Below are 13,969 nucleotides of genomic sequence, written 5' to 3' on the forward strand. Positions count from 1 at the left end.
TGACCATGCAGACATTCGCCAACCAGCCGCACGTCGCGTCCTACTACGCGGCGACCGCCAACGATACGACTCGCCACGCGCCGCTCGCCGGCACGATCGATGCCGACGTGTGCGTGATCGGCGCGGGCCTCACGGGCCTGTCCGCCGCGCTCAACCTCGCCGAGCGCGGCCATTCGGTGACCGTGCTCGAAGCGTCGCGGGTCGGATGGGCGGCGAGCGGCCGCAACGGCGGCCAGCTGATCGGCGGGTTCGCGTGCGACATCGACACGTTCGGGCAATTCATGCCGGAAGGCGACGTGAAGCGCGTCTGGGACATGGGGCTCGAAACGCTGTCGCTCGTGAAGTCGCGCATCGCGCAGCACGACATCGACTGCGCGCTGGTGCCCGGCTACCTGACCGCCGCGAACACCGAGCGCGACGCCGATGCGCTGAAACGCTGGCGCGACGAAGCCGCGAAACGCTTCGGCTACGACCGCTTCCACTTCGTCGAAGCCGACGAACTCGGCGACTACGTGCAGTCCGAGCGCTATTGCGGCGGCCTGTACGACCCGGACAGCGGCCACCTCCATCCGCTCAACTACACGCTCGGCCTCGCCCGCGCGGCGATCGATGCGGGTGTGCGCATCCACGAGGACAGCTGCGTGACGCGCGTGCGCGACGTCGCGGGCGGCCATGTCGTCGAGACGAGCGGCGGCAACGTGCGCGCGCGCTTCGTCGTGCTCGCATGCAATACCTTCGTCGGCACGCTTGCGCCCGCGCTGTCGAAGAAGATCATGCCGGTCGGCACCTACGTGATCGCGACCGAGCCGCTCGGCGACGCGCGCGCCGCCGCGCTGATGCCCGCGCGCGCGGCGATCTGCGACAGCCGCTTCGTGCTCGACTATTTCCGGCCGGCGCCCGACTCGCGGCTCGTGTGGGGCGGCAAGGTCAGCTACTCGACGCGGGAGCCGCGCGATCTCGCCGCGGCGATGCGCGCGGACATGCTGAAGACGTTCCCGCAGCTCGCCGACGTGAAGGTCGACTACGCATGGGGCGGCTTCGTCGACATCACGATGAACCGCGCGCCGCACTTCGGCCGCATCGCGCCGACCATGTACTTCGCGCAGGGGTTCTCGGGGCACGGCGTGAACACGACCGCGCTCGCGGGCAAGCTGATCGCCGAGGCGATCAACGGACAGGCGAGCCGCTTCGACCTGTTCGACAAGATCCGCCATCGCGACTTCCCCGGCGGCGAGGCGCTGCGCACGCCGGCGCTGGTGCTCGCGATGAGCTGGTACCGGCTGCTCGACGCGTTCGGCGTGCATTGAGCGGCGGCCACATCAACGAGAAACGGCCGCGCCGACACGCAGCCGTTCCCTTGCCGCCGCGCGCGACGCGCTCCCGCTAGTCGGCCACCTTCTGCCGCATCGTCACGAACTCCTCGGCCGCGGTCGGGTGAATGCCGATCGTGTCGTCGAACTGCGCCTTCGTCGCGCCCGCGCGAATCGCGATCGCGATGCCCTGGATGATCTCGCCCGCATCGCGGCCGACCATGTGTGCACCGACCACGCGCTGGCTGTCGCGCGCAACGACGAGCTTCATCAGCGTGCGCTCGTCGCGGCCCGACAGCGTATGACGCAGCGCCTTGAACGACGTGCGGTAGATGTCGACGTCGCCGTCGTACAGGTCGCGCGCGGTCGACTCGGTGAGGCCGACCGTCGCGACTTCGGGTTGGCTGAACACCGCCGACGGCACCCATTCGTGATCGGCCGCGACGCGCGACCCGCCGAACAGCGTGCGGGCGAGCAACGCGCCGTCGCGCGTCGCGACCGGCGTGAGCTGCGGCCGCGACGTGACGTCGCCGATCGCATGGATCGACGGCACCGACGTCGCCGAATACGCATCGACGGCAATCGCGCCGCGCGCATCGAGCGCCACACCCGCCTGCTCGAGCCCGAGCCCGTCGACGTTCGGTACGCGCCCCGTCGCATAGAGCACCTGGTCGTACGGCCCGTGCCGCGCATCGCCGACGCGCACGCTCAGCGTGCCGTCGTCCGCGCGCTCGATCGACTCGACCACCGAGCGCGCGTGGATCGTGACGCCCTGCTTCGTCATCTCGTCGGTCAGGAACTGGCGCACGTCGTCGTCGAAGCCGCGCAGGATTTTCTCGCCGCGATAGAACAGGTCGACGTGGCTGCCGAAGCCGTTGAAGATGCCCGCGAACTCGACCGCGATATAGCCGCCGCCGACCACCGCGATACGTTTGGGCAGCGCGGCAAGCGACAGCGCCTCGCGCGACGTGATCGCGTGCTCGATGCCGGGCCGCGCGGGCATCGACGGACGCGAGCCGGTCGCGATCGCGATGTGGCGCGCGCGGATCGTGCGGTCGCCGATCGCGACCGTGTGCGCATCGACGAGCGTCGCGCGCCCCGCGTGCATCTCGACGCCCGATTGCCGCAGCAGGTTGATGTAGATGTCGCTCAGCCGGTTGATCTCGCGATCCTTCGCGGCGATCAGCGCGGGCCAGTCGAGCGTGCCGGCGCCGAAGCGCCAGCCGAAGCCCTTCGCGTCCTCGACTTCATGCGGGTAGTGCGATGCGTAGACGAGCAGCTTCTTCGGGATGCAGCCGCGCAGCACGCAGGTGCCGCCGATCTGCTCTTCTTCCGCTATGCCGACACGCGCGCCGTATGACGCGGACATGCGCGCAAGCCGCACGCCGCCCGAGCCGGCACCGATGACGAACAGGTCGTAGTCGAAATCCATCGCATTCCCTCATCGCAGTTCGGATGAAGGCACGATAGCAAGATTCCGGAATTCTTGCGGCGCACGGTGCCGCCCGGCGCGCGCCCAATAAAAAACGGCGAGAGACGTTGCCTCTCGCCGGTCAAACCGGCTGCCGGGTGTGTCATGCGTCACCGATCGACCGCATGCCCGACCTGCCGGCTGCGCGGCACCGGTCCGGCCGGGCGCGCGAAGGGCGCGCCCACGGCCGGACCAGCCGCCATGCTCATGCCTGCGACGTGTCGCTGCCGTCCGTCGCCTGCGTGTCGTCTGCCTGCTGCGGCTGCTCGTCCTTCTTCTTTTCGAGCATGCCTTCGATCGCTTCCGCACCCTTGAAGCCGGCGACGGCGGCTGCCGCCTTGGTCAGCAGGCCCGCATCCGGATCCAGCTTTTCCGCACCTTCGACAGCGGCGACTGCGCCAGCGATTTCACCCACGGTGTCCAGGATACCCATCGTCATCCCCTTTCAAGAAAATCGTGAGCGCATCGTCCCACGAAAAAAACCGGCGGACCGCAATTGTCATCACCGGATACACAAGTTACGCACCAGGCCGGCCGCACTCGCCGAGCGCAACCGGAACGACGCACGCGCGCGCCTGACGGCACGCAACGGGCGATGCACGCAGCGTAGCGGAAAGGCTTCGCGCGCACTGTAAAAGTATGTTCTGGATTGCCGACGGAACCCTTACGGCGCGGGGGTCTCGTGATGAAGCATTCGCCGAATAGTCGAATGCGCGTATGAAGGTCGCGCGACGAAAAAAAAGAGGCGCCTTGCGGCGCCCCTTCGATGCATGCCGGACGACTGCCGGCCCATGCGTTCCGACGTTCGTCAGAAGATATTGCGCAGGCCGATCGCGATGCCGGTCTGGTTGCTGCGGCCCGGCAGCTCGACGTTCGCCGCGCCGTTCGTCTTGTTGAAATCGACGGTGCCGTAGACTTCCGTGCGCTTGCTGAGTGCGTACTCGGCGATGCCGACGATCGCGTAGCGGTTGCCGCTCGCGAGCGTGCCGTTGGTGGTCATCGCATTGCGCATATGGTCGTAGTAGAACGCGCCCGTCAGCGTCAGCGGCGCGCTGACCTGCCAGCTCACGCCCGCGAACGGACCGTCGTCGATCCGGCCGGTGCCCTTCGCGACCGGAATCGACTGCTGCGCGAGCAGGCTGTCGACGAAGCCCGTGTCGTCCTTCGAGCGCAGGTAGCCCGCATAGATCTTCGCCTTGCTGAACGCATACACGACGTTCGCGTGGTAGATCGTCTGCTTGCGCGCCGAGTTGTCGCTGTTCTGCTGCGCGCCGGCTGCGATGCTGAGCGGGCCCATCACGTACGACAGCGACACGCCCCACGCATTGCCCTTGCCGAGCGAGCCCGGGATCTGGCCCGAGAAGCCGCCGGCGCCGGTCGATTCGTAGTTGGTGCCGGTCGAGTACATCGCCTTCGCGGTCAGGCCTTCGAACTTGCCCGTGTACTTGATCTGGTTGTCCGCATACAGGCCGCCGCCGAGTGCGACCGGCAGCCACGCGTTTTCGAGGTAGTTACCGACGGTCAGCGGATCGTAGGTGTCCGACAGCAGGTCGAACAGCGGCGTCTTCTGGCGGCCGAGGGTCACCGTGCCGTACGGGCTCTGCAGGCCGACGTACGCTGCGCGGTTGAACAGGCGGCCGCTGTCGGCGAATGCGCCGTTCTGCAGGTTCACGCCGCTCTCGAGGTTGAACACGGCCTTCAGGCCGCCGCCGAGATCTTCCGTGCCGTAGATGCCGAAGCGGCTGTTCGTGATCGCGCCGTTGGTCATCGACAGCAGGCCGTCGTTCTTGGCGTTGGCGTTGGTCAGGTAGCGGATGCTGGCGTCGGCGACGCCCCAGAGCGTGACCGAGCTTTGTGCGGCCGCGTACTGGCTGGCGAATGCGAGCGCGGCGCCCCCTGCGATGGCTGCGAGTCGGGTGGTCTGCTTCATGAGCTTTCCTTTTTGTAGGTGTCTCCATTCATGGCCGGCCGCGTGCGCAACCGGGTGGCGATCGCTCGCGTTCTTGGCGCGCGCGATGTGGGCTGAATCATATGACGAGTGCAATCGCTGAAAGAAATTGAAATGCGCGGTAACGGCGGAACTGTCGCCCGCGCACAACGCTGCGCGCGCGAGGCTTGCCCGGCGGGCGTCGGGCACCACATGGCAGCGCCCGCCTGCGCGGTTTACGGCATGTCGGGTCTGTAAGGATCGCGCGGCGAGTGCCGCGACACGGGCGCACGCGGGGGGCGCACGCGGGGGGCGCATGCGGGGGGCGCACGCGGGGGTGCGCCCGCAGGATGCGCGGTCAGGCCGCCGCCGGCCCGCCGTCGGCCGTGTGCCGACGCCACGCCCGTCGCACGATTTCCGCGAACGCGCCGACGAGCAGCAGCACGGCGCCCCACAGCGCGACCTCCGGCACGAGCCGCGTGACGAGGCCGCCGACCACCGCGCCGGCCAGGAAGCAGAAGCTGATCGTCGCGAGCAGTGCCGAGTCGTGCAGCGCGCCCGCGTCGTAGCGCGGGATCAGCCCGACGAACAGCTTCTGCGCGGCGCGCCGCAGGTTGCCGGTGGTCATCACCGACGTGTACGACAGTTCCTCGAGGTGGGTGAACGACAGCGTCTGCAGCGTCGCGACGAACGAGATGCCGGGAATCAGCCAGGCACTCGATGCGCCCACGAGGCCGCTCGCGGCGACGCCGAGAAAGGCGATCTCGACGAGCAGGCACGCGAACGCCGTGTGCTTCATCCAGCCGCGCTGCGCGGCGATGCCGAGCAGGTGCGCGACGAACACCGCGATCACGAAGCCGACGAGCGGCGGCACGTGATGCAGCGCGGCGGCCCATTCGCCGGCCGACAGGTTGATGCCGAGCAGCGCGACGTTGCCGGTCATCGTGTTCGCGAACACGTGGCCGTGGCCGACATACGTGTACGCATCGAGATAGCCGCCGGACAGCGTCAGCAACGCGGCGACAGTGAGATTGCGGCTGGCGCCGTCGAGATCCATCGAGCCTCCCGTGAAGAATCGCGCCAGTATGGCGCACGGGCGGTCAGTGTGCGCCGGTCACTGCCCGATACCCGTGAGCCCGATCAGCGCGCCGCCCGCGAGCAGCCACAGCGGATGAATGCGTGTGCGCCACGCGAGCACCGCGCACGCAGCCGTGATGCCCCACTGGATCGCCGTGCGGTTCGACGCCTCGGAAATCAGCACCGCGCTCGCCGCGACGAGCCCGGCGGTGACGGGCATCATCCCCTGCTGCACGTAGCGGCGCCACGGCCGGTCGCGAAAGCGCTCCCACGCATGCAGCGCGAGCACGGTGACGATCGACGACGGCCCGAACTTCGCGAGCGACGCGACCAGCAGCCCGCTCCAGCCGGCCACGTGCCAGCCGACCAGCGACACGATCATCATGTTCGGCCCGGGCGCGGCCTGGGCCAGCGCGAACAGCGAAGTGAACTCGTGCGCGCTCATCCAGTGATGGACATCGACGACCTGCCGCTGCATCTCCGGCAGGATCGTGTTGCCGCCGCCGAACGCGAGCAGCGACAACTGGCTGAAAATCGTCGCGATGGCGATCAGCGTGTCGTTCATGGCCGCCCCCCTTGCTGCGTGTCGCGCGCCGCGGCCGGCGCGGGCTGCGGCGTGCCCGCGTCGCGGCGCCGCGACGCAAGCCAGATGCTGACCGGTGTCAGCACGAGCATCGCGGTCAGCAGCGGGATGCGCAGCACCGCGATCGCGACGAACGCGAGCGCCGCGATGCCGGCCGCCGCCCGCGCGTGCCGCAGCGGCTTCAAGACCTTCACGGCCATCGCGACGAGCAGCCCGGCCGCCGCGGCCGCGAGCCCCGCGAACAGGTGCTGCACGCGCGGATCGTTCTGCGTCTTCGCGTACAGCACGCCGAGCGCGACGACGACGAGCGTCGGGCCCGCGATCAGCCCGAGAATGCCGGCGAACGCGCCGGCGACACCGCGAAAGCGCATGCCGACGGCCACCGACAGGTTGATCACGTTGCCGCCCGGCAGGAACTGGCACAGCCCGAGCAGATCGGTGAATTCGTCGGCGGAGAGCCACTTGCGCTCTTCGACGATGGTGCGCCGCGCGAACGGCAGCGCACCGCCGAACGACATGAGGCCCAGCGACAGGAAACCGGTGAACAGCTCGGCAAGGCCGACGCTGCGGGGGGATGTGGCCGGCGGCGGAGCGGCCGGCGGAGAAGCGGATTGCATGGGGTTCCTTATCAAACGGTGACCCGAGGTTACCGCCGTTCGGAATACCGGCAAAACGATTTTATCGGCGCGTCCTTGTGATCTAGAATCACAAGCATGGCACGCGATCTCCCACCCTTTTCCGCGCTTCGGGCCTTTGAAGCCGCGGCACGACATGAAAGCTTCAGCGCCGCCGGCGACGAGCTGCATGTGACTCACGGTGCCATCAGCCGGCAGATCGCCGGGTTCGAGGCCTGGCTCGGCAAGCCCGTGTTCCACCGCTATGGCAAGCGCGTGAAGCTCACCGACGAAGGCCGACGCTACCTGGACACCGTGCGCGCGGCATTCGACAGCATCGCGCTCGCGACCGAGCAGCTGCGCAACACGGGCGCGGCACGCGTGCTGCGCATCAATGCGCTGCCGACCTTCGCGATGAAATGGCTGCTGCCGCGCCTGTCGCGGTTCCAGCGTGACGTGCCGAACGTCGAGCTGAAGCTGTCGACGTCGAATGCGCCGCTCGACACGCTCGACGGCTTCGATGTCGCGATCCGCCGTGGCCCCGGCCACTGGCCGAACTGCACGAGCGGCCACTTCCTCGACGAAAGCGTGATCCCCGTCTGCAGCCCCGCGCTGCTCAAGCGCATGCCGATCGCGCGCGCGGACGATCTCGCGCGCCATGTGCTGCTGCATTCGGATACGCGGCCGGAAGGCTGGCGCGACTGGTTCGCGGCGGCCGGCGTGACGATGAAGGGGCGCAAGCGGCAGTCGTTCGACCACTTCTACCTGGCACTGCAGGCGGCCGTCGACGGCCTGGGCGTCGCGCTCGGCCCGTTGCCGCTGATCGACGATGAACTCGCGAGCGGCCGGCTGGTGATGCCGCTGGAGGGGCCGCGCATCGCGACGCGCAGCTACTGGTGGATCGCGCCGCGCGCGCCGGCCGACGATCCGCTCGTCGCGCAGTTCTGCGCGTGGCTGCAGACGCAGTCGAACGTCGGCGCGTAGCGCCGCGACGTTCGACGCCGAAGATGACACGGGCGGCACGACACCGCCCGCCGGAAGCTCAGACCACCGGGCCCGGTTCCTTTTCCTTACGCAGGATCGCGTACAGGATGATCGCGCCGAACGTCGCGGTGCCGATCCCGCCGAGCCCGAAGCCGCCGATCTTCAGCGAGAAGTCGCCGGCGCCGAGCACGAGCGTGACGGCTGCGACGATCAGGTTGCGGTTGTCGGAGAAGTCGACCTTGTTGACGACCCAGATCCGCGCGCCCGTCACCGCGATCAGCCCGAACACGACGATCGACACGCCGCCGAGCACGGGGCCCGGAATCGTCTGGATCACCGCGCCGAACTTCGGCGAGAAGCCGAGCACGATCGCGATCACCGCGGCGACCGCGAACACGAGCGTCGAGTAGATCCGCGTGACGGCCATCACGCCGATGTTCTCCGCGTAGGTCGTCACGCCCGTGCCGCCGACGCTGCCCGACACGATCGTCGCAAGCCCGTCGCCGATGAACGCGCGGCCCACGTAGCGATCGAGGCTGGTGCCCGTCATCGCGCTGACGGCCTTGATGTGGCCAAGGTTTTCCGCGACGAGGATCACCGCGATCGGCGCCAGCATCAGCATCGCGTGCGGATCGAACACCGGCGCGCGGAAGCTCGGCACCCCAAACCAGGCCGCATGCTCGACGATCGAGAAATCGATCGGCTTGCCGAGCGCCATCCCGTTGGTCACGACCGCGTAGATCGCGTAGGCGATCACCAGCCCGACGAGGATCAGCAGGCGCTGCACCATGCCGCGCGAGAACACCGCGACGCCGCCGACGCACAGCACCGTGACGAGCGCCATCACCGATTCGAAGGTCGACCCGGACACGCCCTTGACCGCGATCGGCGCCAGGTTCAGCCCGATCACCGCGACCACCGCGCCGGTCACGACGGGCGGCATCAGCGTCTCGATCCAGTTCGTGCCGATCGCCTGCACCAGCGCGCCGATCGCGACGTACACGACGCCGCACGCGATGATCCCGCCGAGCGCGACCGGGATGTTCGGGTTCGGGCCGCTGCCGCCGTAGCCGGTCACCGCGATCACGAGGCCGATGAACGCGAAGCTCGAGCCGAGATAGCTCGGCACGCGGCCGCCGACCAGCACGAAGAACAGCAGCGTGCCGATGCCCGACATGAAGATGCACAGGTTCGGGTCGAAGCCCATCAGCAGCGGCGCGAGCACGGTCGAGCCGAACATCGCGACGACGTGCTGCACGCCCATCGCGACCATCTGCGGCCACGCGAGGCGCTCGTCGGGGCCGACCACGCGCGAGGCCGCGCCGGTCGATTGCACCCGCCAGCGCGGGAAGTAGGAATCGGACATGGGGAAAAGGGCTCCTGTCAGTCGGTCGCCGGCTGCGGAGGATGCGCCGGTCTGGAATCTGGCGCGAGTTTACGGAGCGGAAATGGGGCTGGCAAGCGGGCTGATGGACGGGCTGAAAAGCGGGCCGCCGAGCGGGGCCGCGAGCACGATGCGCGGCTTGCGGCGTGTGTGAAACGGGGCACGATGGCGCGCCCCGGTGAAGCGCCTGCCCGCGCGGGGAAATACGCGTGCAGCGACCGACGCCGGCGGCGATGCAAGCGTGCGCTCACATCGCAGCCGGCGCGGCGACCATCAGGGGTTGATGTACTGGAACAGCGACAGGTTCTGCAGCTGCGCGTACGCCTTCTGCGAGCCCGTCAGCGCGTTCTGCATCTGCAGGAACTGGCTGATCGTCGACACCATGTTGGTGCTCGTCAGGTCGGACAGGTTGCTGGTGACCTGAAGCGACGCAGTCTGGTTGACGGCCTGCATCGCCTTGACTTCCTGCTCGCGGCCACCGACCGATGCCTGAATCGTCGTGACGTTGCGCAGCGTGTTGCCAAGCTTGGTCGAGCCGGTCATCAGCGCGTTCTTCAGCGTCGCAGCCGCCACCGGGTTGCCCGTCACGGGCGTCTTCAGCGCCGCGACCATCGCGTCGAGCGTCGAGAACACGTCCGAGCCGCCGCTCGCTTGCGGCGCCGGCTCAACAGCAAATTTGTCGCCGGCGGCCGGCGTGCCCGACACCGCCACGGTCATGCCGCTGCCGAGCGAGATCGCCGAGCCCGACGAATAGGCCTGCGCCGGCGTAGTGGTTGGCGGGCTGACCGAGTTGTCGGTCACGGTGTAGGTCGGCGCGGCGGCCGTGCCGCCAAATGTGATCGAGAACTGATGGCCGTTCGTCGCGATCGACGGGTTCGTCACCGTGACCGCGCCGATCGTGCCGGTGCCCGTGTTGCCCGCGCGGGCCGACGGCACCGGCGAGCTGCCGATCGCCGGCACCGACATGAAGACGGCCGCGCCCGTGTCGCCCTGCGACACGGTGCTCGAATCGGTGATCTGCACCTGGCGCGTGCCGGTGTCGCCGACATAGGCAACGCTGCCGCTCGGCGTCGTCGAAAACGGCGCCGCCGAATTCTTCGTGCCGGCGAACAGGTAGTTGCCCGCGCCGTCGTTGGTGTTCGCGAGCGTCATCAACTGGTCGCGGTAACCCTGCAGCTGCGTTGCGAGCGCCGAGCGGTCGCTGTCGGACATCGAACCGTCGCCGGCGCGCACGAGCAGCGACTGCGTGTTCGTCAGCACGGTGCTCACGTTCTGCAGCGTCTGGTCCTCGGCCTGCAGTGACGCGAGCGCCGCGTTCTGGTTGGTCGCGTACTGCGACAGCGTCGCCGACGCCATCGACAGCTGCACGGCCTGCGCCGCGCCCGCCGGGTTGTCCGCCGCCGTCTGCAAGCTCACGCCACTCGAGATCTGTTGATACAGCTGCGCAAGCTGGGCCTGCTGATCGTTCATTTGTGAAACGTTCAGCTGGAAGAACTGGGCGCTGGAAATCCGCATCGCTTCTATCCCTCGAATCCGGTCAATTGAACAGGCCGAGCACGGTCTGGAACAGCGTCGCCGCCGTCTGGATCACCTTCGCGTTCGCCTGGTAGAACTGCTGGTACTGCATCAGGTTGGCCGCTTCCTCGTTGGTGCTCACGCCCGACACCGACTGCTGCGCCTCGGTGATCTGGCCGATCAGCCCGGTCTGCGCGGCGCTCGACGATTTCAGCTGGGTCGTCGTGTTGCCGATGCCGTTCACGTAGCTCGCATACGCGCCCGTGAGCGTCGTCGTGCCGTTGCCGAACGCCTTCGCGTTGACCAGCTTCGACAGCGCGAGCGCGTTGGAGCCGTCGCTGGTGCCGCCCGCATACGGCCCGATCGTGAACGAGTCGCCGGTCGCCGGTGCGCCGGACAGCGTGACGCTCACGCCGTTGAGCGCGCCCGCGGCCGTTCCCGACATCGTCATCGTCGCGCCGGCCGCCGGATCGTACGGGACGGTGTCCGTCGGGTTGTTGATCGTGACCGACGTCGGCGGCGTGGTGCCGATCGTCACCGTGGTGCCGACCGGGAACCCCGTCAAAGTCTTCGCCGTCGCGTCATAGGTCAGCTTGGTCGTCGGCACTTGATAGCCCGAGGTGACGCCGCCCAGCGTGATCTTGCCCGTGCCGGTGTTGGTGCTCGCCGCCGACGTGACCGCCGGCGAGGCTGCCGCGATCGCCAACGCGCTCGTCGTGGCGAGGCCGAAGCCGTTCAGCGCGCCGCGCGTCGGCAGCACGGTGAACTTGTCACCGGCACTCATCGAGCCCGACGGGATCGAGAAATTCAGCCCGCCGAGCGAAACCGGCATCGGCCCCGCCTTCTGGTCGACCACCGCGCCGCTCGCGCGGTCGGTCAGCGTATAGTTCGCGCCGTCGAAGGACAGCGTGTAGTCGCTCGTCGTCGGCTGCGACGCGTTCGCGAACGACACGGACAGCGACGCGTTGCCGGTATTGCCCTGGTTCGCGTACACGGTCGGCGACGGCGTCGTGAACAGGTTGCCGCCCTTGTTGCCCGACAGGTCGATGCCGAGCGCGTTCTGCGCGTTGACCTGCGCGGCGAAGCTGGTCGCGATCGCGCCGAGCTGAGCCTGCGCGGGGTCGAGCGTCTGGCTGCGGAACGCGAGCAGGCCGCCGAGCGTGCCGCCCGACAGCGACGAATCGGGCAACGGCTGGTTCGGCCCCTGCGGCTTCGCGCCGGCGATCCCCTGCGACACGACGGTCAGTTCGCTCGGATCCGACGGCGACGTGACGGCCGCAAGCTGGTAGCTCTTGTCGGCGACGACGAGCGGTTGGCCACCCGACATGAACACGCTGTAACCGCTGTCGTTGCGCACGACCTGGATACCGGTCAGGCCCGACAGGTTCGACACCGCGAGGTCGCGCTGGTCCAGCAGCTGGTTCGGCGGCTGCCCTTGGCTGCTCGCCGCTGCGATCTGCTGGTTCAGCTGCGCGATCTGCGCGGTGTACGTGTTGATCTGCGACACGGTGCTGGTGAGCTGCGTGTTCACGCTCTGGCGCAGCGCGTCGTACTGCTGGCCGGCCGCGTTGAGCTGGTTGGCCAGCGTCTGCGCGTTGCTGATCGCGGTCTGTCGCACCGACGGGTCGGACGCGTTGTTCGCGACGTTCTGCAGCCCGGTGAAGTAGCTCGTGATCCCGGTCGAGATCCCCGCCGTCGGGCTGCCGATGTAGTTGTTCAGCTGCGCGACGAGCGTGTACCACGTCGACAGCGCACCGCCCTGCGTCTGCGCGGTGTTCAGCTGGTCGCTCAGGTACTGGCTGTACTGCCGCTGCACGGTGACGGTGTTCACGCCTTGCGGCATGTAACCGCTGCCCGAGTATTGGCTGCTCGCTTCCGCATACACGGGCCGCTGGACCGAATAGCCGGGCGTCGCCGCGTTGCTGATGTTGTTGCCGGTCGTCGTGAGGCCCCAGAGCGCGGCATTCAGGCCGCTGACGCCGAGGTTCATGAGTGTGTTGGACATGCGCGATCCTGATGAGCCGACCGCACGTCGCGGCCGCCGGGTTGCGTGACTCCCGGTATAACGGCCGCCAATCGAAAAAATTGAGGAAAAAATGCACGTGCGACGCACACTCGCGCGTCGCCGGTTCAAGCGTGCGGCCGAGGGTGCCGCAAACGCCGTGCGGGCCGCCCCGGGCGGGGCCGGCCGCCGCTTGCGCGTCAGGCCCGCGCGAGCGAGCGGCGCTTCATTTCGAGCTGCGTGATCAGCCGCTGCAGCGTGTTTTCCGCGCTGCCCGGCAGCGACATGTAGCGGAAGCCGAGCTGGTAGCGTCGCGACCCGTTCGGCATCTGCGTCGAACGCTGCGACACGAGCTGCAGGTCGAGCGACAGCTTGCCGTGGCCGGTCAACTCGAGCTCGACGTCGGGCAGCGTCGTGCCGACCTCGAGCGCCTCGACGCGTTCGTCGGCCGTGCGCAGCCCCACGCCGCCGAGCGACAGGTTATGCACTTCGAACAAGAAGCTCTCGCCGTCCGGCAGCTTGCCGCGGCACAGGAACGGATCGACGATCGGCGCATCGACGCGGAAATACTCGCGACGCTGGATGCACATCAGCACGTCGGGGAAATCGGCGACGAACGCGGGCAGCCCCTCGTAGCGCGTCTCGCGCGGCGTGCCCGTGGAGAATTCGACCCGCACGCCCTCCGGCGCGGCCGCGAACGTGCAGTGCGACGCGCCGAGGATGCTGGCGTTCTGCTCGGATAGCGCACCCCAGTCGAACGTGAACGTCCGCGCGCCGACATCCACCTCGAGCAGGCGCGTGACAAGCTGGCCACCCGGGTACTGGACGGTCAGGAAATCGCCGCGATTGACGAGGTTGCGCAGCTGCACGCCGATTTCCAGCGGATTGCGGCGGGCATAGTCGGGCCCGGAGTGGCCTGCATCCAGGCTGGGGTCCGTCGACGTTTCGATATTCATGGCTAGCCGGTCTTTCTTGTCATGGGCGCCCGGGCAACCGGTGCGCAATAAAACCGGGCCAGAACGGGGGCCCGGTCGCAGGTCTCTCACACTTAGCGGCAGTGCTGACCGAAAGTTTAGATCGAATTGGGGATTTTTTTCGCGCA

General features: G+C 68.3%; 12 protein-coding genes. 2 read left to right on the forward strand and 10 right to left on the reverse strand.

Features of this window, described 5'->3' with window-relative positions; genetic code table 11:
* The first annotated feature begins 5 nt into the window (after nt 1-5).
* Nucleotides 6-1,307, forward strand: a complete 1,302-nt coding sequence (locus tag BCEP18194_RS21910) for an NAD(P)/FAD-dependent oxidoreductase (protein WP_011353451.1) — start codon at nt 6-8, stop codon at nt 1,305-1,307.
* A gap of 76 nt (nt 1,308-1,383) precedes the next feature.
* Here BCEP18194_RS21910 and gor read toward each other — a convergent pair whose 3' ends face one another.
* The 6 genes from gor to BCEP18194_RS21940 all read right to left on the reverse strand — a co-directional run bounded on the left by gor (nt 1,384) and on the right by BCEP18194_RS21940 (nt 6,985).
* Nucleotides 1,384-2,742 (reverse strand): glutathione-disulfide reductase, encoded by a 1,359-nt coding sequence (gene gor / locus BCEP18194_RS21915; RefSeq protein ID WP_011353452.1) that lies wholly within the window; start codon nt 2,740-2,742, stop codon nt 1,384-1,386.
* Nucleotides 2,743-2,986: 244 nt separating this feature from the next.
* Complete coding sequence (locus BCEP18194_RS21920) at nt 2,987-3,214, reverse strand: hypothetical protein (RefSeq protein ID WP_011353453.1); 228 nt, start codon at nt 3,212-3,214, stop codon at nt 2,987-2,989.
* A gap of 375 nt (nt 3,215-3,589) precedes the next feature.
* A complete protein-coding gene (locus BCEP18194_RS21925) occupies nt 3,590-4,711 on the reverse strand; it encodes a porin (RefSeq protein WP_011353454.1) in 1,122 nt (373 codons plus the stop codon).
* A 355-nt stretch (nt 4,712-5,066) separates the two neighbouring features.
* Nucleotides 5,067-5,765, reverse strand: a complete 699-nt coding sequence (locus BCEP18194_RS21930; protein WP_011353455.1) for a YoaK family protein — start codon at nt 5,763-5,765, stop codon at nt 5,067-5,069.
* Nucleotides 5,766-5,822: 57 nt separating this feature from the next.
* A complete protein-coding gene (locus BCEP18194_RS21935; RefSeq protein WP_011353456.1) occupies nt 5,823-6,350 on the reverse strand; it encodes a chromate transporter in 528 nt (175 codons plus the stop codon).
* Nucleotides 6,347-6,985, reverse strand: coding sequence for a chromate transporter (locus BCEP18194_RS21940; RefSeq protein ID WP_011353457.1), 639 nt, complete (start codon nt 6,983-6,985; stop codon nt 6,347-6,349). Before BCEP18194_RS21940 ends, BCEP18194_RS21935 begins: the two co-directional genes overlap by 4 nt.
* A 96-nt stretch (nt 6,986-7,081) precedes the next feature.
* Between BCEP18194_RS21940 and BCEP18194_RS21945 the strand changes: the two genes are divergently transcribed.
* Nucleotides 7,082-7,966 carry a transcriptional regulator GcvA gene (locus BCEP18194_RS21945; RefSeq protein ID WP_011353458.1) on the forward strand — a complete coding sequence of 295 codons (885 nt, stop codon included), beginning with the start codon at nt 7,082-7,084 and terminating at the stop codon, nt 7,964-7,966.
* 58 nt (nt 7,967-8,024) lie between these two features.
* Here BCEP18194_RS21945 and BCEP18194_RS21950 read toward each other — a convergent pair whose 3' ends face one another.
* From BCEP18194_RS21950 to BCEP18194_RS21965, 4 genes are all read right to left on the reverse strand, one after another.
* On the reverse strand, nt 8,025-9,332 hold the full coding sequence (locus BCEP18194_RS21950) for a solute carrier family 23 protein (protein WP_011353459.1): 1,308 nt from the start codon (nt 9,330-9,332) through the stop codon (nt 8,025-8,027).
* 291 nt (nt 9,333-9,623) lie between these two features.
* The gene (gene flgL, locus BCEP18194_RS21955) at nt 9,624-10,865 is read right to left on the reverse strand and encodes a flagellar hook-associated protein FlgL (RefSeq protein ID WP_011353460.1); all 1,242 of its coding nucleotides are present in this window, start codon (nt 10,863-10,865) and stop codon (nt 9,624-9,626) included.
* A gap of 22 nt (nt 10,866-10,887) precedes the next feature.
* Nucleotides 10,888-12,870 (reverse strand): flagellar hook-associated protein FlgK, encoded by a 1,983-nt coding sequence (flgK, locus tag BCEP18194_RS21960; protein ID WP_011353461.1) that lies wholly within the window; start codon nt 12,868-12,870, stop codon nt 10,888-10,890.
* A gap of 197 nt (nt 12,871-13,067) precedes the next feature.
* Nucleotides 13,068-13,823 carry a flagellar brake protein gene (locus tag BCEP18194_RS21965; protein ID WP_011353462.1) on the reverse strand — a complete coding sequence of 252 codons (756 nt, stop codon included), beginning with the start codon at nt 13,821-13,823 and terminating at the stop codon, nt 13,068-13,070.
* Nucleotides 13,824-13,969 lie beyond the last annotated feature (146 nt).

This window comes from Burkholderia lata (genome assembly GCF_000012945.1).
Taxonomy (GTDB): Bacteria; Pseudomonadota; Gammaproteobacteria; order Burkholderiales; family Burkholderiaceae; genus Burkholderia; species Burkholderia lata.

Coding starts and splice junctions, on each gene's coding strand:
- BCEP18194_RS21910 (WP_011353451.1), top strand. CDS start 6: ATGCAGACATTCGCCAACCAGCCGCACGTCGCGTCCTACTACGCGGCG.
- BCEP18194_RS21920 (WP_011353453.1), bottom strand. CDS start 3,214: ATGGGTATCCTGGACACCGTGGGTGAAATCGCTGGCGCAGTCGCCGCT.
- BCEP18194_RS21925 (WP_011353454.1), bottom strand. CDS start 4,711: ATGAAGCAGACCACCCGACTCGCAGCCATCGCAGGGGGCGCCGCGCTC.
- BCEP18194_RS21965 (WP_011353462.1), bottom strand. CDS start 13,823: ATGAATATCGAAACGTCGACGGACCCCAGCCTGGATGCAGGCCACTCC.
- flgL (WP_011353460.1), bottom strand. CDS start 10,865: ATGCGGATTTCCAGCGCCCAGTTCTTCCAGCTGAACGTTTCACAAATG.
- BCEP18194_RS21940 (WP_011353457.1), bottom strand. CDS start 6,985: ATGCAATCCGCTTCTCCGCCGGCCGCTCCGCCGCCGGCCACATCCCCC.
- BCEP18194_RS21945 (WP_011353458.1), top strand. CDS start 7,082: ATGGCACGCGATCTCCCACCCTTTTCCGCGCTTCGGGCCTTTGAAGCC.
- BCEP18194_RS21930 (WP_011353455.1), bottom strand. CDS start 5,765: ATGGATCTCGACGGCGCCAGCCGCAATCTCACTGTCGCCGCGTTGCTG.
- flgK (WP_011353461.1), bottom strand. CDS start 12,870: ATGTCCAACACACTCATGAACCTCGGCGTCAGCGGCCTGAATGCCGCG.
- BCEP18194_RS21950 (WP_011353459.1), bottom strand. CDS start 9,332: ATGTCCGATTCCTACTTCCCGCGCTGGCGGGTGCAATCGACCGGCGCG.
- gor (WP_011353452.1), bottom strand. CDS start 2,742: ATGGATTTCGACTACGACCTGTTCGTCATCGGTGCCGGCTCGGGCGGC.
- BCEP18194_RS21935 (WP_011353456.1), bottom strand. CDS start 6,350: ATGAACGACACGCTGATCGCCATCGCGACGATTTTCAGCCAGTTGTCG.